Source organism: Sphingomonas sp. Marseille-Q8236, from assembly GCF_965112005.1.
In genome coordinates, this window is the sequence record NZ_CBCOPO010000001.1 from 651,001 (window position 1) to 674,183 (window position 23,183).

Here is a 23,183-nt window from a genome sequence, read left to right on the forward strand (position 1 = left end):
TGATAATCCTCTCGAAACGAGGAAAAAGGGATTAGTTCGCCGCGCTGGCGCGCAGGGTGCCGTTCACGCCCGCCGGGAAGAAGCCCCCGAGCGTCGCCGCCGCATTGTTCAGATAGACGATGTTGAGCACCTGCTGCGGCGTCCGGCTGAACGCGATGCCGTTATTGTCGAGCGGCACGATATTGGACACGAGCTGACCATTGACGGTCGTCTGCGCGATCCCCTGGTCGAGATCGGTCGAGCCGTCCAGACTGTCGCGGGCGTCCGAGATGCGGCCTGCAGCGGTGATCAGCGAGGACTGCGGGTTGGCCATGTCATAGCCGAGGCCGTAAAGCGTCGTGCGGACGATCGCGGCATGATAGGCCTCGACCGCCAGGATGCCCGCAGCGGCCTGAAGGAAGGTCTTGTTGCTGATCAGCGGCGACGCCCCCTTATAGGCGGTCACGCCGACATCCTCGAAGATATACGCACCCAGCAGGAACGCGGTCGGCGAGGCATAGGGGTTGAAGGTCTCGTTGGCACCGACCACGCCCGCCGCGCGAGCCGCCGCCGTGAACGGGCCATTGGCATCGCCGGAAATGTTGATCGCCGGTTGCGCCACGGCGGCACTGCTCAGCGCGGTGCGCAGGAAGGCGACATGGGCGGCTTCGTCGGCGGCAATCTCGCGCGCATATTGGCCGATGATCGCGTCGCCGCTGTTACCGGTCGCAAAATTGACCTGCGCGCCGCCGGTCACCGCACCCTGCGTGCCCGTACCCGTCAGTTGGCTGGCGGGCAGGCCCGTGCCGTTGGCGGCATAGGCATAGAATTGCGCTTCGAGATATTCGAGGTTCAGCGCGAAGTTCAGAATATCGGTGTCGGTAATCGCTGCCTGCGCTCCGGCCCGGCTGGTCAGGGTAAAGGCGGTCACGCCCGCCGCCGCCGCGCCGATCGCCGTCTTGAAGAAGTCGCGCCGCCGATTGCGGCGCTCGACCCGCGCGTCGAACGCGTCGAGCAGTTGTGCGCTTTCCGTCATCATGCTCCTCCCAGTAAGGAACCAAGATGAGAGCTTCTGTATTTGAGTCACCGTCAGAAGATCTCATAAAGGGGTATGGCCGAAGACTTCGCATGCAAAGTTTTCGGCCGAACCATGAAGCGAAACGTGACCCCGGAAAAAAAGACGCAACTTTTGTTAAATAAATGCTTTTGCCATAAGAATTGTAGGCAGGCCGCTTACGGAGCCAGCCTGACCGATTGCGCCTCCGCCAGATAGACCGCGAACAGTTCGTCCGGGTCGCTCCATTGCGCTACGGGTGTCCACTCGCCGGCGCGCAGCAGTATGCGGGCGTCACGCGGGCCGTATTTATGGCTGTTCTCGGTATGGATGGTCTCACCCGCCGCCATGGCAAAGGGCCGACCCTCGACGGTGAAGTCCACGTCGCGCTCCGCCGACAGATGCATTTCGATCCGCGACCGGTCGTCGTTCCACACCGCACGATGGCGGAAGGCCTCGACCGGGATGGTGCCGTCGAGTTCGCGATTGATCCGGTCGAGCAGATTGCGGTTGAAGGCCGCCGTCACCCCCTGGGCATCGTCATAGGCGGGAACGAGAATATTGGTGGGCTTGGCGCGATCCATCCCGATCAGCAGCATCGCCCCCTCGCCCAGCGATCCGCGCATCGCGCGCAGCAGGTCGGTCGCCATGGCGGGCGTCATGTTGCCGATGGTCGATCCGGGGAAGAAGCCCAGCTTCGGCGCGTCCGCCACCATCGCGGGCAGCGTCAGCGGTCGCATGAAATCCCCCTCCAGCGGATGGATGGGAAGATCGGGAAAGGCCTGTTGCAGATTGCGGGCGGATTCGCGCAGGAAGTCGCCGGAAATGTCGATCGGCACATAGGCCGAAGGCTCGACGCAGCGGAGCAGAACGGGTGTCTTCGTAGAGGAACCCGATCCGAACTCGACCACCGCGCGCCCCTTGCCGACATGCGCGACCAGTTCGGGGCACATGGACTTCAGGATCGCGGTTTCGGTGCGGGTGGGATAATATTCGGGCAGGTCGGTGATCGCCTCGAACAATTCCGAACCGCGCCGGTCATAGAACCAGCGGGCGGGAATGGCGCGCGGGCGACGCTCCAGTCCGGCAAGCACGTCCGCGCGGAAGGCGGGGTCGGCCAGGGACATCTGCCCGTCCTCGATCTCAGGCTTCAACATGGTCACAGGTCCTTTGCCAGACGGACGCCGGTGAACTGCCAGCGTTGATGGGGGTAGAAGAAGTTGCGGTAGCTGGCGCGGCCATGCCCTCGCGGGGTCGCGCAACTGCTGCCGCGCAGGACGAACTGCCCGTTCATGAACTTGCCATTATATTCGCCGACCGCGCCCTCTACGGCGCGAAAGCCGGGATAGGGGCGATAGGCGCTGCCGGTCCATTCCCAGACATCGCCGAAAAAGGCGGGGCCATCGGTAGCGGGGCGGGGTTCGATCGCCCCCGCTGCGTCCATCTGATTGCCGCTCGAAGCATCAAAGCCAGAGGCCGCCGCCTCCCATTCCATCTCGGTCGGCAGCCGCGCACCGGCCCATGTGGCAAAGGCATCCGCCTCGTAGAAGCTGACATGCGTCACTGGCGCGGCCGGATCGACCGCGCGCCGCCCGTCCAGCCCGAACCGGGTCCAGCCGCCGTCGCGCATCTCCCAATAAAGCGGCGCGCCGACGTCTTCCGCCTTCACCCAGGCCCAGCCGTCCGACAGCCAGAGCCGGGGATCGCGATAGCCGCCATCGTCGATGAACTGCATCCATTCGGCATTGGTGACGGTGCGGTCCGCCAGCGCATGGGGATGGAGCAGCGCATCGTGACGCGGCCCTTCGCAGTCGAAGGCGAAACCCTGTCCGTCATGCCCCATCTGCACGATGCCGGTCCGCCCCGCGATCCAACCGATCGGGCCCGGCATGGCGACCGGCGTCTTGGGCAGGGGCGCATAGAGCGCAGGCTCCAGCGGGTTTTCGGAAAAGAGGTGGAGGATGTCGGTGACGAACAGTTCCTGATGCTGTTCCTCATGATGACAGCCCAGCGCCACCAGCTCGCGCGCCGCCTCGGGCAGGTCGGGCAGCGCGGCGAGCAGCGCCGCATCGACATGAACGCGATAGGCGCGCACCTCGTCCAGCGTCGGGCGGGTGATCATCCCCCGGCGGTGGCGCGCATGACGCTTGCCCTCGGCCTCATAATAGCTGTTGAACAGGAACGGGAAGCGCGGATCGTGGAGCGCATAGCCCGGCACATGGTCGCGCAGCACGAAGGTTTCAAAGAACCAGGTCGTATGCGCCATATGCCATTTGGCGGGCGAGGCGTCGGGCATCGACTGCACAGTCGCATCGGCGTCGGACAAAGGCTCGGCAAGGGCGAGCGTCAGTGCGCGCACCGACCGATAGCGGGACGCCAGATGATCGGTAGGCGTCACGGCCGTCACGGGGGACGGTATTGAAGTCGGCATAGGGCGCTCCCCGGATAGCGGGGGACCCGGCCGGCCCTTTACCGTTCCGTGCGCACCCCTCCTGGAACCCAAAGAACGTCCGATGCGCCGCTTTGGTTCATCACCCGCGCCGCGACAAACAGCCAGTCCGACAATCGGTTGAGATAGGCGAGCGCAGGCGGATTGATCGCCTCCTGCTCGCCCAGCGCCACGCTGGCCCGTTCCGCTCGCCGGGCGATGGCGCGGGCCAGATGCAGATGCGCCGCCGCACTGGTGCCGCCGGGCAGGATGAAGCTGGTGAGCGGCGTCAGGCGCGCATTCATCGCGTCGATCTCCTTTTCCAGCCGCACGACCTGTTCAGGCAGGATGCGCAGCGCGCCCTGGACGTCGCCGGGGGTGGCCAGATCGGCGCCCAGATCGAACAGATCGTTCTGGATATGCGTCAGCGACGCGGCCAGCGGCCCGTCGATAGCGAGCAAGGCGACGCCGATCGCGCTGTTCGCCTCGTCCACCTCGCCGATCGCGACCATGCGCGCATCCGCCTTGGACCGGCGCGAGCCGTCGACCAGGCCGGTGGTGCCCTCGTCGCCGGTACGGGTGTAGATTTTCGTCAGCTTGACCAAGGGATCAAGTCCGCCCTGCCAGGAACAGCAGCAGCACGACGATGGTAATCGCCAGCGCCTGGAAGAAGATGCGCTGCTGCATCATCCGGTTGGACTTGAGCTGCGACGCGGCCGGCCCCTCGCCCTTCGCCTCGGCCGTGGCCTCCTGCAGGAACGAGATGATGCCACGCACCAGCGCGACGACGGTGGCGATCATCGCCGCGATCAGCAGGATGACGAGGAAAGTGCTCATCCCCGAAGCTTACGCCTCCCCCAGCCGAAATCCAGCGGGAAGCATATTGCGGCGCAGCGCGTCCGCCAGTGCGCGCCCATCTTCGCCACCCTCTCGCATCGCCGCCAGCGCGGGCGCGCCGTGACGCTTGGCCAGACGTTGTCCATCCGCCCCGACGATCAACGGATGGTGATGATAGCGCGGCGTCGGCAGACCGAGCAGCGCCTGTAGCAGCCGGTGGACATGGGTCGCCTCGAACAGGTCGACGCCGCGCACCACGTCGGTCACGCCCTGCGCCGCGTCGTCCACGGTCACCGCCAGATGATAGCTGGCGGGCGCATCCTTGCGCGCCAGGATGACGTCGCCATGGCTCAGCGGATCGGCGACGATTGCCCCTTCGCGTTCGTCATGCCAGTGAAGCGCGCCCACCCGCTCGACCGCACGCGCCATGTCGATCCGCCAGCCATGCGGATCCCCCATCCGCGCGCCACGCTCGTGATGCGACAGATGGCGGCACGTCCCCGGATAGAGCGGCGTGGCCCCATGCGGCGCGGACAGGCTGGCGGCGATTTCGGCGCGCGTGCAGAAACAGGGATAGAGCAGGTCCGCCAACCGCCCCTGTGCCGCCGCATAATGATCCAGTCGTTCGGACTGGAAGGACAGATCGTCCCATTCCAGCCCCAGCCATTCCAGGTCGCGCAAGATCGTCTCGACATGTTCGGGGCGGCTGCGCGTGCCGTCGATATCCTCGATCCTGAGCAGGAAACGGCCACCGCCGCGCCGCGCCAGATCATGCGCGCGAACCGCCGACAGGGCATGGCCCAGATGCAGCCGCCCGGTCGGGCTGGGCGCGAAACGCGTCACGGGACCCACTCCGCTCATCGCCCACCCCCTTGACCGCGATTCCCGTCCCATGCTGTCATAGCCATGTCACGCTGCTGGGCGAAAGGCGCAGCAGTACCACGAAGGGAGGAGCTGTGTTTCATCCCGACCTGATCCGACACCCGGATAGTTGTCCGGCGCTCGTACTGAATGCGGACTATACGCCGCTGTCCTATTACCCGCTGTCGGTCTGGCCCTGGCAGACCGCGGTGAAGGCCGTGTTCCTCGACCGGGTGGATATCGTCGCCCATTATGAGCGCGAGGTGCGCAGCCCGACCGCCAAGGTCAAGCTGCCCTCGGTCATCGCGCTGAAGCAATTCGTGAAGCCGTCGCAATTCCCGGCCTTTACCCGCTTCAACCTGTTCCTGCGCGACCGTTTTTCCTGCCAATATTGCGGATCGCACCGCGACCTGACCTTCGACCATGTCATTCCCCGCGCCCAAGGCGGCCGGACGACCTGGGAAAATGTCGTCACCGCCTGTGCGCCCTGCAATCTGAAGAAGGGCGGACGCACCCCGCGACAGGCCGGAATGCCGCTGCATATCGAGCCGATCCGCCCAACAAACTGGCATTTGCAGGAACATGGCCGCAGCTTCCCGCCCAATTATCTGCATGAAACATGGCACGACTGGCTGTACTGGGACGTTGAGCTGGAAGCGTAACGAACCGTTGGGAGTCGGGAATGCGGGATTGGGCGATAGGCCTCGGGCTGGTGGCGATGATGGCGACGGCGGCGTGCGGCAAGAAGGAAGAGAACCGTGCCGAAGCCGATCGCGCTGCCGCCAAGGCCGGCTTCGTTCCGCCATCCGTGACCAGCCGTGTCGATTTCGGCGGCATGATGGCGCGCCGCTTCCGCGAACTGGACCGCGACGGCAATGACATCATCACCGCCGAGGAAATGCCCACCACCAATTCGCGTCTGTGGGAGTTGGACCGCAACAAAGACGGCGAGATCACCGAAAGCGAATTTTTCGAGGGGATGCTGGCGCGGTTCGACCGGATGGACTTGAATCGTGACGGCACGGTGACCTCCGAGGAACGCGAAGCCTCGCGCACCGAACGCCCCGCCGCGCCGACCAACCCGGTGGCGACGGGGGCCACCAATGGCGAACCGGGGAATATGAACTGAGCCTAACGAGGGCCGCCGCCGGATCGTTCGCCGTACAACTCTCCCCTCAACAGGGATCGGCGCTGGGCAGGATCGGCAGTGATCGCTCCCACTCTCCGCCATGCGCGGGCTCGATCGACAGCACGAGGCGACGATCACCGCCAGGCGGCGCACGGTGGAGGATCATGGGCGGGTCTAGCAGCATCCGCCCCTTGAACACGCCCACCGCCCCGGTCGGAACCTCGCAGATCGCGTCCAGCCCATCGACGCAGCACCATTGAATGCCTGGGCCGATATAGGTGCATCGCAGCGCGAGGGGGGTGCGGTCGGCGTGGAACTGGTGGCCGTCCCCTCCGTGGCCGACCGCGAGCCGGACGCGCAGACAATCCTCGCCGGTCAGCGCGGCGAGACGCCGGACGAGACGGTCGATGTCCGCCCCCAGCATCTCGCACACCGCCCGCGCATATCCCGCCGCGTGCAAGGAGGCCTCGATCGACCCACCGAGATCGGTCTCGACCGACAGGCTGTCGACACCGTTCAGGTCGAGCGCGTCCAGCGCCGCCCGGAGCGGCGGGGGCAACCGACGCCACCAGATGGCCAGAGCCGTATCGGGCCGCGCGATATGATCGAGCAGCGCGCTATCGCCACCGATGGCGACCCGCCGCGCCATGCCGATCGCGGTCATCGCCCCGGCGTTACGGCTGATAGGGCAGCGACGACTGGTGAAGGATGATCCGCACCTTCCCATCCTCGCATTGCTTGAACACGAAGCTCTTGTTCACGAAGATGTGGCTGTCATCCTCGCCGATGAAGTGGACGTTGCACTGCACGATCGCCAGGTCGCCGCGCAGGATATAGTCGAGCTTGCTGTACCAGACCTTCACCCAGGGCTTCAGCTTGAACCCCTTGTCGTCCGGGAAGTCCGGATTGCCGCCGATGAAATAGGCGAGCGCCCCCTCCTTGGTCGGTCGATAGGTCTTTGCGCCGAAGGTCAGCGTCGGCTTGAACAGCACCTTGCCATGGTCGTAATCATAATTGTCGCTCAGGATCCGGGAGGCGAAGGCCCCGACGTCGCCGCCTTCGGCATGAACCCGGCCGACCGCCACCACATTGTCGCACCATGTCTGTAACGCCGTGTGGACCAGCTCTTCGGTAAACATAGCCCCTACCTTTCTCTAATGATCGTGGTGTCGTCCGGCGCCTGCGCGATCGCGCTTCCGCCAGTTGCAAACCACGCCAACCCATATTGTTAATGATATTACATATCTTCGCTAATGTGTGAGGAAATCTTGCTGTTGGCGCTGCCCCGATCGAAAAAGCTGCGAACCGATTGGCTTAAACGCAACTTTAGGGCATGACGGCACAAGATATTATACGAACATTGCCATCTGCAATCGGTTGACGCCCGGCCTATTGCGTTGCAGCAATGCGCGCATGAACAAATTGCCTCCCATCGCGAACAACGCCGATATCCGTTTCCTGGGCTCGCAACTGGGCGATGTGATCCGCCGCTATGGTGGAGACGCGCTGTTCGAGGCGACCGAGGCGATTCGCCGTGCGTCGGTCGACCGCTATCGCGGGCTGGGCGAGGACGGCTCTGTCGACCTGCAACTCGAACGGCTCGCGCTCGACGAGACGCTGGATTTCGTGCGCGGCTTCATGCTGTTCTCGATGCTCGCCAATCTCGCCGAGGATCGGCAGGGGATCGCGCGCGAGCCGGGCACCGATATTGGCGAAGTGCTGGAGACGCTGGCGGCCAAGGGCATCGACCGAGAGGCGGCGATGGAGTTGCTGGCCCGCGCGCTCGTCGTTCCAGTGCTGACCGCGCACCCGACCGAGGTGCGCCGCAAGAGCATGATCGATCACCGCAACCGAATCGCCGAATTGCTGGCGATGCGCGATGCGGGCCGCGACGTCACCCCCGATGGCGACGATGTGGAGGCGGCGATCGGTCGCCAGATCGCGCTGTTGTGGCAGACCCGCGTCCTGCGCCGTGAACGCCTCTATGTCACCGACGAGGTGGAAACCGCGCTCTCCTACTTGCGCGACGTGTTCCTGCCGGTGCTGCCCGCCCTCTACCAGCGCTGGGACAAGGCGTTCGGCGCGCGCGTGCCCGCATTCCTGCGTCCGGGTTCGTGGATCGGCGGTGACCGTGACGGCAATCCCTTCGTCACCGCCGACTCGCTGACCACCGCGCTCGCCCAGGCCGCCGATGCGGTGCTGACCCATTATTGCGAGGGGGTTCACGCGCTGGGGGCCGAACTCTCCATCTCGACCGAACATTCCGAGGTGGACGAGGCCGTGCTGGCCCTGGCCGATGCGAGCGGCGACGAAGCCTTGAGCCGCACCGACGAACCCTATCGCCGCGCGCTGTCGGGCATCTATGCGCGGCTGGCGGCCACCCATCGGGCATTGACCGGCAAGACCCCGCCCCGCCCCGGCCGCCTGACCGGTGAGCCCTATCCCGACCCCAAGGCGCTGCGCACCGATCTGGTCGCGATCGCGCGCGGTCTGGCGGCACGCGGCGACGGGGCGCTGGCCAGCGGCGGTGCGCTGGGGCGGCTGATCCGCGCGGTCGAAACCTTTGGATTCCACCTCGCCACGCTCGACCTGCGGCAGAATTCGGCGGTGCATGAACGCGTCGTCGCCGAACTGCTCAAGGTGGCTGGGGTCGAGGCGGATTATCTGGCGCTGGACGAGGATGCGCGCATCGCGCTGCTCCGCCGCGAACTCGCCAACGCCCGACCGCTGTTCAGCCATTATGCGGACTATTCGGACGAGACCCGCTCCGAACTCGCCATCGTTCAGGCCGCCGCCGATGCGCATGCCAAATACGGCCCGAAGTGCCTGACCAACTATATCGTCTCGATGGGCAAGTCGGTGTCCGACCTGCTCGAAATCAACCTGATGCTGAAGGAATTCGGCCTTTATCGTCCCGGCGAACCCGCCACTGCCGCGATCATGGCGGTGCCCCTGTTCGAGACGATTGAGGATCTGGAGGCGGGTCCCGAGATCATGCGCGCCTATTTCGCGCTGCCCGAGATCGCCGCCATCGTCCGCGCGCGCGGGCATCAGGAGGTGATGATCGGCTATTCGGACTCGAACAAGGATGGCGGTTACCTGACCTCCACCTGGTCGCTGTCCAAGGCGTCGAGCGCCTTCCGCCCGGTCTTCGAGGAAGCGGGCGTGCGGATGCAGCTGTTCCACGGGCGCGGGGGCGCGGTGGGACGGGGCGGCGGCAGCGCCTTCGCCGCGATCCGCGCCCAGCCGCACGATACGGTGCAGGGCCGCATCCGAATCACCGAACAGGGCGAGGTGATCGCGGGCAAATATGGCACGCGCGATTCCGCACTGACCAATCTCGAGGCGATGGCATCGGCGACACTGCTCGCCAGCCTGGAGCCGGACCGGCTGTCGGCGGCGGACAATGCGCGCTTCACCACCGCGATGGAGGAGATGTCGGCGACCGCCTTCACCACCTATCGCGACCTGGTCTATGGCACCGAGGGTTTCCGCACCTTCTTCCGCCAGATGACCCCCATCGCGGAGATTGCGGGCCTGAAGATCGGCAGCCGCCCGGCCAGCCGCAAGAAGTCCGACGCGATCGAGGACCTGCGCGCCATCCCCTGGGTGTTCAGCTGGGCGCAGGCGCGCGTCATGCTGCCCGGCTGGTTCGGCGTCGGCACCGCCATCGCCAATTTCGAGGACAAGGCGCTGCTGGCCGACATGGCCAAGAACTGGCCGTTCTTCGCCGCGACGCTGGCGAATATGGAGATGGTGCTCGCCAAGTCGGACATCGGCATCGCGCGCCGCTATGCCGGGCTGGTCGAGGACGAAGCCTTGCGGGATTCGATCTTCGGGCGCATCCATGACGGCTGGCACCGCGCGCGCGACGGGTTGCTGACCGTGACGGGGCAGACGCGACTGCTGTCGGACAATCCCGCGCTGGAGGCGTCGATCCGCCTGCGCCTGCCCTATATCGAGCCGCTGAATTTGCTCCAGATCGAGCTGATGAAGCGCCACCGCGCGGGCGAGGACGATCCGCGCATCGGCGAGGGCATCCTGCTGTCGATCAACGGCATCGCCACCGCGCTGCGCAACAGCGGGTAAGAACGTGACCGATTTCGTGGTCCGGTACGAAGGTGGCCTGCGCTGCCGGACCGAGCATCCCGACTCCGGCGCGGTGCTGGTCACCAATGCCTCTCAGGAACTGGGGGGCAGCGGCGAGGGCTTTTCGCCGAGCGATTTGCTGTCGGTATCGCTGGGCGGTTGCGTGCTGAGCATCATGGCGATGGCGGGGCGCGTCGCCGGGCTGGAGCTGGCGGGCGCGACGGCGACCGTCACCAAGGAGATGGGCAACGCCCCGCGCCGGATCACGACGCTGGCCGTGACGGTGCGCGTGCCGGGACGCTATGATCCGGCGCAGCGCAAAAGGCTGGAAGCGGCGGCGGCGGCCTGCCCGGTCCATGCGGTGCTGGGCATCGACGCGCCGATCGCCATTCTGTGGGACGAGGACTGACGGCCCGATGGCCTTCCTTCCCTCGCCCCTCGCAGAGGGGAGAGGGTTGCGCAGACTTGGTCTTTGCGAAAGCAAAGGCTTAGTCGGAGCTGGGTGAGGGGTGGGCGCTCGCTTGGCGAGCGCGCGAGCCTTTCGGCTCGCTCAACCCCTCACCCAAGCTGTGCTAGCCAGCAGGCTGGCAAGCTTCGCTAACCCTCTCCCCTGTCCAGGGGAGAGGGGAAGAAGAAGAAGCAATGCTGAATGTCGATCCGCCGGAAAGGAATTCAGCGCCCGACCTGCCGCGCTTCCTCGGCGGCAAAGCCCTCGACCATCGCGCGGAAGGTCGCCTCCGCCACATCGGGGTTCACCCCCTGCCGCGCGACCTTTTCGCGGATGGGCGCCAGGATCTGCCGGATTCGCACCTCGCCCAGATTGCGGCAGCACGGCGTCGGCGCGGGGCTCGCGGCGGTCAGCAGGGCGGCCGCTACGGGCGAGAGCATCGATCGCATATCCGATTCTCCCGGTGGAAGCCGGCGGACGGATACGCCCCCAGGCTTCGACCGGCCAAGCCCGCAGCCCTTCGATCGGCCGCGCGGACGGGTGCGGCCGTCGTGGATCGCTCAGGCGAGCGCGCGTTGCCGCTCGCCGCGTTCGTGCGCCAGCAGCCATTGCTTGACCGCCAGCCCGCCCGCAAAGCCGGTCAGCGTCCCGTTCGCGCCGATCACCCGGTGGCACGGCGTCACGATCGACAACGGATTACGGCCATTCGCCGCCCCCACCGCACGCGAGGCCCCCGGCCGCCCGATCGCGGCGGCCAGCGCGGCGTAGCTGCGCGTCTCGCCATAGGGAATGGCGTTCAGGCCGGTCCACACCGCTTTCTGGAAGTCCGTGCCCTCGGGATCGAGCGGCAGGTCGAAGGTGCGGCGCCGTCCCTCGAAATAGTCGCGCAACTGGCGCACCGCCTCGGCCAGGACGGCATGGGCGGGATCGTCGCGCCGTTCGGGCAACCGGACCCGCCCTGCCCTCTCCTCGGCCCACAGGATGGCGCGCAGGCCGCGCTCGCTGGCGACAAGGGTCAGTTCGCCGACCGGCGAGGCCATGGTGCATTCGCTCAACATGGGACCGACCCTAGCCGATCCCCGCGCCCCGCGCGTCCCGCTTCTTGCGGTCAAACCATGAAGGGCGCGGCGATCTCAGCCGTGACGCGCAACAGCCGGCCGGTGGCGCGGTCGAGCAGCGCCCAGGTCGTCACCGCCTCCACCTTCACCTGCCCCTCGGCATCCAGAAAGCGGACATGCCGGTCGAACCGCGCGCCCTTGGGCGGGTTGGGGACCCAGGTTTCCGCCGTCACCGTTTCCCCCGCCACGACATTGCCGCGATAGTCGATCTCGTGCCGCGTCACGACCCAGACATGCGCCGCGACATGTTCGGGCGGCGCGACCGTTTCCCAATGGGCGGTGGCGATCGCCTGAATCCACTGGACCCAGACGGCGTTGTTCACATGGCCCAGCTCGTCGATATGGTCGGGGCCTGCGGTGATCTGGATCGAAAAGCGGCTCATGCCTGTTCGTTCGGGTCCCTGTACCTTTGCCACAACGCGCGGACGCCCCAGCCGATCGCGGCGGCGACCATGACCAGTGCCGCCGCCATCAGGATATGGCGCAGACTGGGGCGATAGCGCGCCGCCAGTTCCTGGAACGCCTCACCGAACAGATAACCGATGCCGACGAAGATCGAAGCCCAGCATGCGGCGGATGCGGCGTTGACCGCGACGAACAGCCGGGTCGACACTTTGCTAGTGCCCAGTGCCACCGGGCTGATCGTCCGCAGGCCGTAGAGGAAGCGGAAGGCGAAGATGAAGCCGACGGGATAGCGTTCCATCATCCGCGTCACGCGCGCATAGACCCGTCGCTTGCGCAGCTTGGCCACCCAGCGCCCGTCGCGCGACCGGCGGCCGATGGTGAAGAAGATCTGATCCGCCAGGAACGACCCCACCGCCGCCGCGACCAGCGTGGCGGGCCAGCCGATCAATCCCTGATGCGCCAGGATGCCGCCGGTGACGACCGCTGTCTCCCCCTCCAGCCCTGCGCCGAGCGCGATCGCGACGACACCATAGCGCGCGACGATCGCCTCGATGCTCAGGATTCCACTCCCATCTGCCACAGGACGAAGGCATGTTCCTCCGCACCTTCCCGCAGGCTCTCGAACCGGCCCGACTTGCCGCCATGCCCGGCGCCCATATTGGTCTTGAGCAGCAGCAGATTTTCGTCGGTCTTGGTCGCGCGGAGCCGGGCGGCCCACTTCGCGGGCTCCCAATAGGTGACGCGCGGATCGTTCAGCCCGCCCGAGATGAACATCGGCGGATAGGCCTGGGCCCGGACATTGTCATAGGGGCTGTAGCTGTGGATCAGCTCGAACGCCGCCTTGTCCTCGATCGGATTGCCCCATTCGGGCCATTCGCCCGGCGTCAGCGGCAATTCGGCATCCATCATCGTGTTGAGCACGTCGACAAAGGGCACGTCGGCGATCACCGCGCCCCAGAGTTCGGGGTCGGAATTGACCACCGCGCCCATCAGCTCGCCGCCCGCCGAGCGGCCCGCAATCGCGATCTGCCCCTGGCTGGTCCAGCCGCCCGCGATCAGCCCATTCGCGACATCGACGAAATCGTGGAAGGTGTTGGTGCGCTTTTCGAGCTTGCCGTCCAGATACCATTGCTGGCCCAGATCGTCGCCTCCGCGAATATGCGCGATGGCATAGGCGAAGCCGCGATCGAGCAGGCTCATGCGGCCCGTGGAGAAGCCCGGCGGGATCGCATAGCCGTAGGCGCCGTACGCATAGAGGAACAGCTTGCCCGACCCGTCGCGCGGGAAATCCTTCGGGTAGACGATCGACACCGGCACCATCGTCCCGTCGCGCGCGGCAATCTTCAGCCGCTCGGTCCGGTACTTGTCCGCGTCATAGCCCGAGGGGATTTCCTGGACCTTCAGCACGGTCAGCCCGCCGGTCGCTACGTCATAGTCATAGACGGTGCCCGGCGTGACCATCGATTCATAGCCCAGGCGCAGGACCGACACGTCATATTCGGGATTGTCGCCCAGGCCCGCCGTGTAGCTCGCCTCGGGGAATTCGATCCGCTGCGCCATGGTTGGCGCGTCGTAGCGGTGGATGGCGATACGGTCCAAACCGCCCTCGCGCCCCTCGACCACGAAGAAGTCCTTATAGCACTCGACCCCGGTCATGTAGAAATGCGGGTTGGGCCCGATCAGCTCGTGCCAGTCGCCGGGTGCCTCGATCGAGGCGGTGCACAGGCGGAATTGCGGGTCCACGTCATTGGTGTGGATGAACAGCGTGCCGTCATGCTCGTCCACATCATATTCGCGGCCCTCCTTGCGGGGCGCGACCAGGATGGGTTCGGCGAAGACATTGTCGGACGGGACCAGCCGCACCTCGCTGGTGACATGGTCGCCGGTCACGATCACGATCCAGTTGCGTGCGGAGGTCTCGGCGACGGCGACGCGGTAGCCCTCGTCATCCTCGTGGAACAGCTCGACATCATCCGCGACCGGCGTGCCCAGCTTGTGGAAGCGCGCATTGTCGGTCCGCCACTGGGCATTGGCCACGCCGTAGAGGAAACCGCTGTCGTCCTTTGTCCAGACGATCTCCGACAACATGCCGGGAATGACTTCCGCCAGGTGTTCGCCGGTGGTCAGGTCCTTGATCCGCACCTCGAACCGTTCGGAGCCATTGTCGTCGATCGCATAAGCGAGGTAGCGGCCATTGTTGCTGATCGAGAAGGCGCCCAGCCGGAAATATTCCTTGCCCTCGGCCAGCGCCGGTTCGTCGAGCAGCAGCTCGTCGGGGCCGCCCGCGACCGGCTTGCGCCACCATTTGCGATATTGCCCGCCCGTCTCGAACGCGGTCCAGTAGAGCCAGTCGCCATCCTTTTGCGGCACGGAGGATTCGTCCTCCTTGATCCGCCCCTTCATCTCTTCATACAGCCGCTCGATCAGCGGCTGGCGCGGGGCCATGACCGCCTCGAAATAGGCGTTTTCCGCCTCGACATAGGACAGGACGTCCTTGTCGGTGACCTCCGGGTAAGCGGGGTCCTTCAGCCAGGCATAGGGATCTTCGATGGTGATGCCATGCGCGGTGAAGCTGTGGGCACGGGTTTCGGCAACGGGCGGAGTCAGCGCAACGGGTTCGGTCATCCCACGGATGTAGCTAGGGTTGGGGTCTGCCGGAAGAGGCGGCGGCTCGGCTATTTCTCATGCCCCGCCATCCCCTCGCTACGTGGCTCCCCAACAACCGTTCACGCTGAGCGAAGTCGAAGCGCACGTTCCGCGCTTGGCCACGAAGGGAATCCCGTGGCCTTCGACTTCGCTCAGGCTGAACGGCGGGCGGGGTTACCTGGCCTTCCACCCATCCGCCAGCGTCCAGCGATCCCGCCAGTGCAGGACCGGCGTCTCGCCCTCCCATTCCACCGGCAGCCAAACATAGCGCCCGTCGATCGCATTTTCCGGCCGCCAGCGATCCGCCATGAAGATGAAGCGCGGCTCGCCACCCGGCCGCTCGGGCGGCAGGGACAGGACGAAGGTCGATTGCGAGTGGAAGGTCGTCTTCTGGTCGATTTCGCTCCCGCGCACCGGATTGCCCAGCGAGCGCCACGGCCCCGTGACCGCGTCCGCGACATAGACACGCCCCGGATTGGGCCGCCACCCGGTCAGGCCCGAAGCGAACATGTAATAGCGCCCCTTCGCCTTGAAGAGCGCGGGCGCCTCGTTCCCGCCATCGGGCAGCGCGCGGACATAATAGCCGTCATGCCGGGTCCAGTCGGGCGCCAGCCGGGCGATCTGCAGCGTCGCATTCTCTTCCGAGGCATAGATGTGCCACGCGGTGCCGCCATCGACGAAGACGGTCATGTCGCGCGCCATCTGTCCGCCGGGAAAGTCGCGCGCCAGGATCGTGCCGGGCGCCTTGTCCTCGGCCGTCGCGTTGGCGGGCCAGATGCCGGGATTGACCCGGCCCGCGTGCAGGAAGCGGAACGGCCCCTGCGGCCGGTCGGCCACGGCGACGCCCGCCTGCGCGGCGCCATATCCCCGCCCCTTGAGTTCCAGATGGAACCACATCACGAATTTGCGAGTGCGCGGATTATAGACCACTTTGGGCCGTTCCAGGATACAGCCCCGCGCGATCGGGCTGGCGGGATCGTCGGACACGGACAGCGCGACCCCTTCGTCGCGCCAGTTCACCAAATCGGTCGAGCTATAGGCATGGACGCCGACCAGCGCGGTATTGCCGCCTTCGCCCGCGGTCTTGTGCTCGCCATGCCACCACCAGCGCCCGCCGTGCCGCAACAGCCCGCCGCCATGGGCGTTGATCGCCACCCCCTTCGTGTCGTTCCACACCTCTCCGGGCCGAAAGGCGTCCAGCCCGACCGCCCGCGCGCCACCGCCCCCGATCAGCGCCGCCGCGCCCGCCCCCACCAGCATATCCCGCCGGTCGATCATCATCCGATCCTCCCAAATGCCCGTCGCAGCGGATCGTATATCGTCTGACAAATTCCTCAAGCCCCCGGAGAGGCTCGACGCTGTACGGGCGCAGGGCTAGACCGGCCCCGTTTCCCATTGCTGTCAGGCCGCTTCTCATGTCCCACTCCGCCCGTCTTGCCGCCCTTCGTGCCGAACTGGCATCCCTTGGCCTTGACGGTTTCGTCGTTCCGCTGACCGACGAGCATATGAGCGAATATGTCGGCGACTATGCGCAGCGGCTGGGCTGGCTGACCGGGTTCGGCGGTTCGGCGGGCAGCGCGGTGGTGCTGGCGGACAAGGCGGCGATCTTCACCGACGGCCGCTATACGCTCCAGGTGCGCGAGCAGGTGTCGGGCGACGACTATGCCTATATCCCCGTGCCCCAGGACAGCGTGGCGGGCTGGCTGGGCCGCGAGACGGCGGCGGGGCAGCGGATCGGCTACGACCCGTGGCTGCACACCCGCCAGCAGGTGGCCGACATGACCGCCGCGCTGGCCGACCGCGACGCGGAACTGGTCGCGGTCGGCGCCAATCCGATCGATGCGATCTGGACCGACCGCCCCGCCCCTTCGCCCGCCGTGATGACGGTGCAGGACGATGCGGTGGCGGGCGAGAGCGCGGCGGCCAAGCGCGCGCGGATCGGCGAATGGCTGGCCGAGCTGCGCGCCGATGCGGTGGTGCTGTCGGCGCTGGACTCGATCGCCTGGACGCTCAACGTGCGCGGCACGGACGTCGCGCATACGCCGGTCGCCTTGTCCTATGCGATCGTCCATGCGGATGGCGAAACCGACCTGTTCGTCGCGCCCGACAAGATCACGCCCGAGGTTCGCGCGCATCTGGGCAATGCGGTGCGGCTGCACGACCGCGCGGCGTTCGAGGGCTATCTGACCGGCTTTGCGGGCAAGCGCGTCGTCGCCGATCCCGAACGCGCGGTGGCGGCGATCGCGCAAGCGCTGGAGGCGGGCGGGGCCAAGGTGCTGGCACTTCGCGATCCGGTGGTGCTGACCAAGGCGATCAAGAACCCCGCCGAGGTCGCCGGGCACCGTGCCGCCTCGGTCCGGGACGGCGCGGCGATGGTGCGGTTCCTGCGCTGGGTCGAGAGCGAATGCCCCAAGGGCAGCCAGACCGAACTCTCCGCTGCCGCCCGGCTGCTGGCGTTCCGCGAGGCGACGGGGCTGCTCAAGGACACCAGCTTCTCGACCATCTCGGCGACCGGGGCGCATGGCGCGAGCCCGCATTATCACGTCACCGAGGAATCGAATGCGGCGATCGAGCTGGGGCAGCTCTTCCTGATCGACTCCGGCGGGCAGTATCAGGACGGCACCACCGACATCACCCGCGTCATGCCGATCGGTGCGCCCACGGACGAGATGCGCGACCGCTTCACCCGCGTGCTGAAGGGGCATATCGGGCTGGCGACGGCGGTGTTCCCGGACGGGACGCTGGGCGGGCACCTCGACTCGCTGGCGCGGCGGCCGCTCTGGGAGGTCGGCCTGGATTATGCGCATGGCACCGGGCACGGCGTCGGCGCGTACCTTTCCGTGCATGAGGGGCCGCAGCGTATCGCCGCGCCCAACTATCCCGGCGGTGCCGCGATGGAGCCGCTGCGGGCGGGCATGATGCTGTCCAACGAACCGGGTTACTACAAGGCTGGCGAATATGGCATCCGCATCGAGAATCTGGTGCTGGTCGAACCGCGTGAGATTGCGGGCGCAGACCGGGACATGCTGGGGTTCGAGACGCTGACCCTCTGCCCGATTGAGCGGACGCTGATCGTGGCGGAGTTGCTGACGGCGGGGGAGCGGGATTGGCTCAACGCATACCATGCGCGGGTGGCGGAGGTGCTGGCGCCGGAACTGGAGGGCGCGGATCGCGACTGGTTGCTGGGGAAGTGCGCGGCGGTCTGATTTTTTCGCGCGAAGCCGCGAAGAAGAAGAAGGTTGGTTCGCGCGGAGGCGCGGAGACGCGGAGGTGTCTCGCCTGCCGCGCCAGCGGCCCTCTTATCTCGGGCGCTCAAGGATAGAGGGCGCTGCGCGCGTCATGTCTTCTCTGCGCCCTCTGCGCCTCTGCGCGAATAAAATTTCTACTCCGCGTCTCCGCGTCTCCGCGCGAACCAACCTTCTTCGCGCCTTCGCGGCTTCGCGTGAACAAAAACGCCGCGCGGGAGAGGCCTCCCACGCGGCGTTTTGCGCGCCTCACACGGCAAAGGAACTGGGCCCCGGCCTTCGCCGGGGAACAGTGTTCCCTTTCCGCTTACCGCCCCAGCAGCACCCGCGCCTGGCCCGCGATCTGGGCCAGCATCGCGGCGTTGGGTTGGGCCGCCAGGCGGGCCCGGTCGATCACCGCCTTGAACTGGCCGACCCGCGCCGCATTGCGCTCCAGCCAAGCCTCGACCGCCGCTTCGGGGTCGGTCGCGCCCGCCCGGCCGAGGAAGTCGAGCCGCTGCTGCTGGAAATCGCGCGCCAGCCCTGCGATCAGCAGGCGCTCCCACGGATCGCTGGGGTTGATCCGCGCCGCCTGACCCTGTGCCCAGTCGAGGCCCAGCGCCTGGCCCAGACGGGTAAAGGCATGGGTCAACCGCGTCTCGTCCAGCGTCAGCCGCTGGCCCAGATCGGCCAGACCCACCGCACCGTCGAGCTCGGACACCCGCACGACCCGTGCCGCAAGGTCGGTCGGAGCCCCCGCCTCTTCGAGCACGGCGACGACTCGCGCGCTCTGCGCCTTGGCTTCGTCGCGCAGCAATGCGGGCGTTTCGGCCGCCAGCCGCTCGATCCCCGGCTGCAACCGCTCCAGCGCCGCGCCGGGCGCGGTCCCGGCGGGCATGGCACGCAGCAGATCGGCGATCTGCGAACGGGTCGCCCGCGCCACCTCATCGAACAGTGCGATGCGCGCGGCTTCGGGCATCGCCGCCGTCTCGATCGCGGTCCACAGCCCGCCCAGATCGAACAGTTGCTCGACCACGACGAACATCGCCGCGATGTCGGCCATCGCCGCGCCTTCCTCCTCCGCCAGTTCGAACGGGTGGAGAATGCCCATCCGGTTGACGATCCGGTTGGCCAACTTCGTCGCGACGATCTCGCCGCGCAGGCGATGCTGGTCGATCGCCTCGCCGAACGCTTCCCGCATCGCGGGCGGGAAGGCCGCATGCAGATCGGGGCGCAGTTCGTCGTTCAGCGCCAGCGGGCTGGTCTCGATCGCGTCCTGCAGCGTCAGCTTGGCCGTCGCCAGCAGCACCGCCAGCTCGGGCCGGGTCAGCGGAATCCCGTCCTGCCCGCGCCGCAGCAGCACGTCGTTGCTGCCCAGCCCCTCGACCGCGCGGTCGAGCCGTCCGGCACTCTCGAAGATCTCGATAACGCGGACATAGCTGGGCATCGCGCCCGCCCCGTCCGCCTCGGCGATCGACAGGCCCAAAGTCTGGAGCCGGTTATCCTCCAGCACGATATGCGCCACGTCGTCGGTCATCGACGCGAGCAACCTGTTGCGGTCGCCCTCCGCTAGACGGCCCTCAATCATCTCGCGGTTCAGTGCGATCTTGATGTTGACCTCATTATCCGAACAATCGACGCCCGCCGAATTGTCGATGAAGTCGGTGTTGATCCGCCCGCCCCGCTCGGCAAAGGCGATGCGCGCGGCCTGGGTGACGCCCAGATTGGCGCCCTCGCCGATCGCGGTGACGCGCAAATCCTCAGCATCGACGCGCAGGCGATCATTCGCCGGATCGCCGACCTGGACGTTGTTCTCCGCCGCCGCCTTGATGTAGGTCCCGATGCCGCCGAACCAGAGCAGGTCGGCCGGGGCTTTCAGGATCGCCGAGATCAGCGCGGTCGGCTCCAGCGAAGTCGCAGTGATGCCCAAAGCCTCGCGGATTTCGTCCGACAGCGGAATGGTCTTGGCCGAACGCGGGAAGACCCCGCCGCCCGCCGAGATCAGGCCGGTGTCGTAATCCGCCCAGCTCGACCGGGGCAGCGCGAACATCCGTGCCCGCTCGTCCCAGCTCGTGGCGGGATCGGGATTGGGGTCGAGGAAGATGTGGCGATGGTCGAACGCCGCGACCAGCTTGATCGCCTTGGACAAGAGCATCCCGTTGCCGAACACGTCGCCCGACATGTCGCCGCAGCCGACGACGCGGATGGGCTGCGTCTGCACGTCCACGCCCCGCTCGGCGAAGTGGCGCTGCACCGAGACCCAGGCACCCTTGGCAGTGATGCCCATCGCCTTGTGGTCATACCCTTGGCTGCCCCCGGAGGCGAAGGCGTCGCCCAGCCAGAAGCCGCGCTCCAGCGCCAGCGCATTGGCCACGTCGGAGAAGGTCGCGGTGCCCTTGTCGGCGGCGACTACGAAATAGGGGTCTTCGCCGTCCAGCACGCGCACGCCCGCCGGGTGCACCACCGCGCCCTCGACGATATTGTCGGTGATCGACAGCAATGCGCGGATGAACACGCGGTAGCTTTCCTTGCCCTCGGCCGCCCAGCCATCGCGGTCGGTGACCGGCGACGGGAGTTGCTTGGGGTAGAAACCGCCCTTCGCGCCCGTGGGCACGATGACGGCGTTCTTCACCCGCTGCGCCTTCATCAGTCCCAGAATCTCGGTGCGGAAGTCGTCGCGGCGATCCGACCAGCGAAGCCCGCCACGCGCGACCGGTCCGGCGCGTAAGTGGATGCCCTCGACGCGGGGGCTATAGACCCAGACCTCGCGCCACGGCAGCGGTGCGGGCAGGCCCGGAATCCTGTGGCTGTCCAGCTTGAAGGCCAGTGCTTCCTTACCCGCCTCGGCAAAGGCGTTGGTGCGCAGCGTCGCGGCGATCATGTCGCGGAAGCTGCGCAGGATACGGTCGTCGTCGATCGCCGACACGGCATCGAGGCCCGCCGCGATCGCGGCATCGGCGGCGGCGAGCTCGCCGGTCGCCTTCGGATCATGCGCGGCGGTGAAGCGCTCGATCAGCGCGGTCGCCAGCTTGGGCGCCCGGCGCAGCGCATCGACCACCGTCGTCAGCCCATAAGGCAACCCCGCCTGGCGCAGGTAGCGGAACCAGGCGCGGAACAGCACCACCGCCTGCGGGCTGAGGCCGACATCGACGATCAGCCGGTTGAACGCATCATTCTCCGCCTTGCCCTCCAGCACGGCGGCGATCGCGCCCTCCAGCACTGCCGCACCCTTGGGCTCGGTGGTCGCCTCGGTCTCGACGATGAAGTCGTGGACGAAGGGATCGGCCTCGTCGCGCAGCCGGGTCGGCAGCTCGCCGATCACGCGGAAGCCGAAATTCTCCAGCACCGGCACCGCGTCCGACAAGGGCAGCGCGCCGTTCAGCTTATAGATCTTCAGCTGGCGATCCTGCCCCGGCTGGACCGGGAACAGGCGCACCGAGCGGCTGCCCTCATTCTCCAGCGACGCGAGACGCAGAATGTCGGCGGCGGCTTCGGCCGCGTCGCTGACATTGCGGTAATTGGTCGGAAAGCCATTGGCCCAGCGCAAGGCCAGCCGCGCCGCACGGGGCGCGGGCACCTGCTCGGCCAGCGCCGCCTCGACATCAGGCATCCAGCCGCGCACCATCTTGCGCAGCCGCTCGGACAGCGCTGCCGTGTCGGGCAGGCGACCGTCCTGGCGCAGGTCGATCGTATAGCGGATCAGCGCGACGACGCCGTCCTCCAGCGCGATCGACCAGTTGAGCAGCGAACCATTGGCCGCCTCGCCCAGCATGTCGCCGATCGCGACGCGCCGCGCGGTGGTCAGTTCGTCGCGCGGCAGCCAGACAAAGGCGAACAGATGCCGCTGCAACACCGACCGGATCAGCACCAGCTCGGGCCGCGGCCGGTCGGCCAGCGACATGGCGGTCAGCGCCAATTGCTCCAGCGCCTCGGCCGGGAAGGCCGTGACCAGATCATGCGGCAATGCGGTCAGCGCATGGGTCAGCGCCTTGCCGGTATGGCCGCGCGGGTCGAAGCCGAACTTGGCCTGAAGCGCGGCGAGCCGCGTGCGCAGCACCGGCACCTCATGCGGCGGGCTGGCCAGCGCGGCGCTGGTCCACAGACCCGCATGGATCGACAGGCCAGCGACGCGGCCCTCCTCCATCACCGGCACCAGCACCAGGTCGAGCGGTACCGAACGATGCACGGTCGAGATCGCGTTGGACTTGAGCAGCAACGGCGCCGCCCCACCTTGCGCGAAATAGTCCAGCGCCCGCTGACGCGAGGTGTCGGCGAGCAGCGGCACCTTGTGCGGCGTCCGCGCCACGCCCAGCGCGGGTGCGTCACGGCCGTCCTCGAACCATTTCTCATGGCCCAGCAGCGTCAGCTTGCCGCCCAGGAACCACAGCAGCAGCGCGGCCCCCTCGCCATTCTTCTCGCCCAGCGTCGTCGCATCGGCGGCCAGCGCGTCCTGCAACCCCGACCAGTCGGCCACGGCGGCGCGGACATCGGCCAGCACGGCGTGCAGATCGTCGACCAGCCCGCGCCGGTCGCGCGCATCGGCGCGTTCCATTTCCAGATAAATGAAGGATTCGGACCGGCCGCCGGTGCCGATCGCCTGAAGCTCGCCCTCCGCATCGCGGGTCACGGGCAGGACGGGATGGATCACCCGGTCGATTGCGATTCCGTCCGCGCCGACCATCGCCGCGATCGAATCGACCAGGAAGGGCATGTCGTCATTGACGATGGCCAGCCGCATCCGGCGATGCGTGTCGTCGCCCGAGATCGGCTCCAGCGCGATCGACGGCTCGCCCGGCGCGCGCCGCCGGGCCACCCCCGCGACGAAGGCCGCCGCGGCAGCCACCTCCGCGGGGCCGAACCCCTGCAATTCCGCCGGAAGGGCGCCCTGGGTCAGCCGTGCGGCAATCGCGTCGGCCATCGGATGCGACATATTCGGTGCCATGGGTGCAAGTCCTAGGCCCGCGT

General features: G+C 67.1%; 20 protein-coding genes. 5 read left to right on the forward strand and 15 right to left on the reverse strand.

Annotated features, from left to right (window positions below):
- Nucleotides 1-31 precede the first annotated feature (31 nt).
- The 6 genes from ACWPWT_RS03040 to gluQRS form a co-directional block, all read right to left on the reverse strand.
- Complete coding sequence (locus tag ACWPWT_RS03040; protein WP_454279877.1) at nt 32-1,015, reverse strand: ferritin-like domain-containing protein; 984 nt, start codon at nt 1,013-1,015, stop codon at nt 32-34.
- Between the two features lie 197 nt (nt 1,016-1,212).
- A complete protein-coding gene (gene egtD / locus ACWPWT_RS03045) occupies nt 1,213-2,190 on the reverse strand; it encodes an L-histidine N(alpha)-methyltransferase (protein WP_454278501.1) in 978 nt (325 codons plus the stop codon).
- A 2-nt stretch (nt 2,191-2,192) separates the two neighbouring features.
- Nucleotides 2,193-3,464 (reverse strand): ergothioneine biosynthesis protein EgtB, encoded by a 1,272-nt coding sequence (gene egtB, locus ACWPWT_RS03050; RefSeq protein ID WP_454278502.1) that lies wholly within the window; start codon nt 3,462-3,464, stop codon nt 2,193-2,195.
- A gap of 38 nt (nt 3,465-3,502) precedes the next feature.
- Complete coding sequence (locus ACWPWT_RS03055; RefSeq protein WP_454278503.1) at nt 3,503-4,066, reverse strand: cob(I)yrinic acid a,c-diamide adenosyltransferase; 564 nt, start codon at nt 4,064-4,066, stop codon at nt 3,503-3,505.
- Between the two features lie 4 nt (nt 4,067-4,070).
- Nucleotides 4,071-4,298, reverse strand: a complete 228-nt coding sequence (locus ACWPWT_RS03060) for a twin transmembrane helix small protein (protein WP_261270223.1) — start codon at nt 4,296-4,298, stop codon at nt 4,071-4,073.
- A gap of 9 nt (nt 4,299-4,307) precedes the next feature.
- Nucleotides 4,308-5,159, reverse strand: coding sequence for a tRNA glutamyl-Q(34) synthetase GluQRS (gene gluQRS, locus ACWPWT_RS03065; protein ID WP_454278504.1), 852 nt, complete (start codon nt 5,157-5,159; stop codon nt 4,308-4,310).
- Nucleotides 5,160-5,254: 95 nt separating this feature from the next.
- On the opposite strand from gluQRS, the gene ACWPWT_RS03070 reads away from it, so the two are divergent.
- A complete protein-coding gene (locus ACWPWT_RS03070) occupies nt 5,255-5,821 on the forward strand; it encodes an HNH endonuclease (RefSeq protein ID WP_261270221.1) in 567 nt (188 codons plus the stop codon).
- Nucleotides 5,822-5,841: 20 nt separating this feature from the next.
- Nucleotides 5,842-6,288, forward strand: coding sequence for a hypothetical protein (locus ACWPWT_RS03075; protein WP_454278505.1), 447 nt, complete (start codon nt 5,842-5,844; stop codon nt 6,286-6,288).
- 46 nt (nt 6,289-6,334) lie between these two features.
- Here ACWPWT_RS03075 and ACWPWT_RS03080 read toward each other — a convergent pair whose 3' ends face one another.
- Both ACWPWT_RS03080 and ACWPWT_RS03085 read right to left on the reverse strand, forming a co-directional pair.
- On the reverse strand, nt 6,335-6,952 hold the full coding sequence (locus tag ACWPWT_RS03080; RefSeq protein ID WP_454278506.1) for a DUF1826 domain-containing protein: 618 nt from the start codon (nt 6,950-6,952) through the stop codon (nt 6,335-6,337).
- 10 nt (nt 6,953-6,962) lie between these two features.
- On the reverse strand, nt 6,963-7,427 hold the full coding sequence (locus ACWPWT_RS03085) for a hypothetical protein (RefSeq protein WP_454278507.1): 465 nt from the start codon (nt 7,425-7,427) through the stop codon (nt 6,963-6,965).
- Nucleotides 7,428-7,701: 274 nt separating this feature from the next.
- Between ACWPWT_RS03085 and ppc the strand changes: the two genes are divergently transcribed.
- Nucleotides 7,702-10,377: a phosphoenolpyruvate carboxylase gene (gene ppc, locus ACWPWT_RS03090; RefSeq protein ID WP_454278508.1), complete on the forward strand. Its 2,676-nt coding sequence runs from the start codon at nt 7,702-7,704 to the stop codon at nt 10,375-10,377.
- Between the two features lie 4 nt (nt 10,378-10,381).
- Nucleotides 10,382-10,786 (forward strand): OsmC family protein, encoded by a 405-nt coding sequence (locus ACWPWT_RS03095; protein ID WP_309697884.1) that lies wholly within the window; start codon nt 10,382-10,384, stop codon nt 10,784-10,786.
- Nucleotides 10,787-11,049: 263 nt separating this feature from the next.
- Here ACWPWT_RS03095 and ACWPWT_RS03100 read toward each other — a convergent pair whose 3' ends face one another.
- The 6 genes from ACWPWT_RS03100 to ACWPWT_RS03125 form a co-directional block, all read right to left on the reverse strand.
- Nucleotides 11,050-11,274 carry a hypothetical protein gene (locus ACWPWT_RS03100; RefSeq protein ID WP_454278509.1) on the reverse strand — a complete coding sequence of 75 codons (225 nt, stop codon included), beginning with the start codon at nt 11,272-11,274 and terminating at the stop codon, nt 11,050-11,052.
- Between the two features lie 111 nt (nt 11,275-11,385).
- A complete protein-coding gene (locus tag ACWPWT_RS03105) occupies nt 11,386-11,883 on the reverse strand; it encodes a methylated-DNA--[protein]-cysteine S-methyltransferase (RefSeq protein WP_454278510.1) in 498 nt (165 codons plus the stop codon).
- 50 nt (nt 11,884-11,933) lie between these two features.
- Entirely contained in the window at nt 11,934-12,326 is a 393-nt protein-coding gene (locus tag ACWPWT_RS03110; protein WP_454278511.1) for an acyl-CoA thioesterase, read from the reverse strand.
- Nucleotides 12,323-12,928: a DedA family protein gene (locus ACWPWT_RS03115; protein WP_454278513.1), complete on the reverse strand. Its 606-nt coding sequence runs from the start codon at nt 12,926-12,928 to the stop codon at nt 12,323-12,325. Before ACWPWT_RS03115 ends, ACWPWT_RS03110 begins: the two co-directional genes overlap by 4 nt.
- Nucleotides 12,904-14,973 carry a S9 family peptidase gene (locus ACWPWT_RS03120; protein WP_454278514.1) on the reverse strand — a complete coding sequence of 690 codons (2,070 nt, stop codon included), beginning with the start codon at nt 14,971-14,973 and terminating at the stop codon, nt 12,904-12,906. The genes ACWPWT_RS03115 and ACWPWT_RS03120 overlap by 25 nt, the downstream gene beginning before the upstream one ends.
- Nucleotides 14,974-15,168: 195 nt before the next feature.
- Nucleotides 15,169-16,272, reverse strand: a complete 1,104-nt coding sequence (locus ACWPWT_RS03125; protein WP_454278515.1) for a glycoside hydrolase family 43 protein — start codon at nt 16,270-16,272, stop codon at nt 15,169-15,171.
- 137 nt (nt 16,273-16,409) lie between these two features.
- Here ACWPWT_RS03125 and ACWPWT_RS03130 point away from each other — a divergent pair, with 137 nt between their 5' ends.
- Nucleotides 16,410-18,200 (forward strand): aminopeptidase P family protein, encoded by a 1,791-nt coding sequence (locus ACWPWT_RS03130; protein ID WP_454278516.1) that lies wholly within the window; start codon nt 16,410-16,412, stop codon nt 18,198-18,200.
- Nucleotides 18,201-18,546: 346 nt separating this feature from the next.
- On the opposite strand, the gene ACWPWT_RS03135 is transcribed toward ACWPWT_RS03130, so the two are convergent.
- Nucleotides 18,547-23,148 carry an NAD-glutamate dehydrogenase gene (locus ACWPWT_RS03135; RefSeq protein ID WP_454278517.1) on the reverse strand — a complete coding sequence of 1,534 codons (4,602 nt, stop codon included), beginning with the start codon at nt 23,146-23,148 and terminating at the stop codon, nt 18,547-18,549.
- Nucleotides 23,149-23,183: the final 35 nt, after the last annotated feature.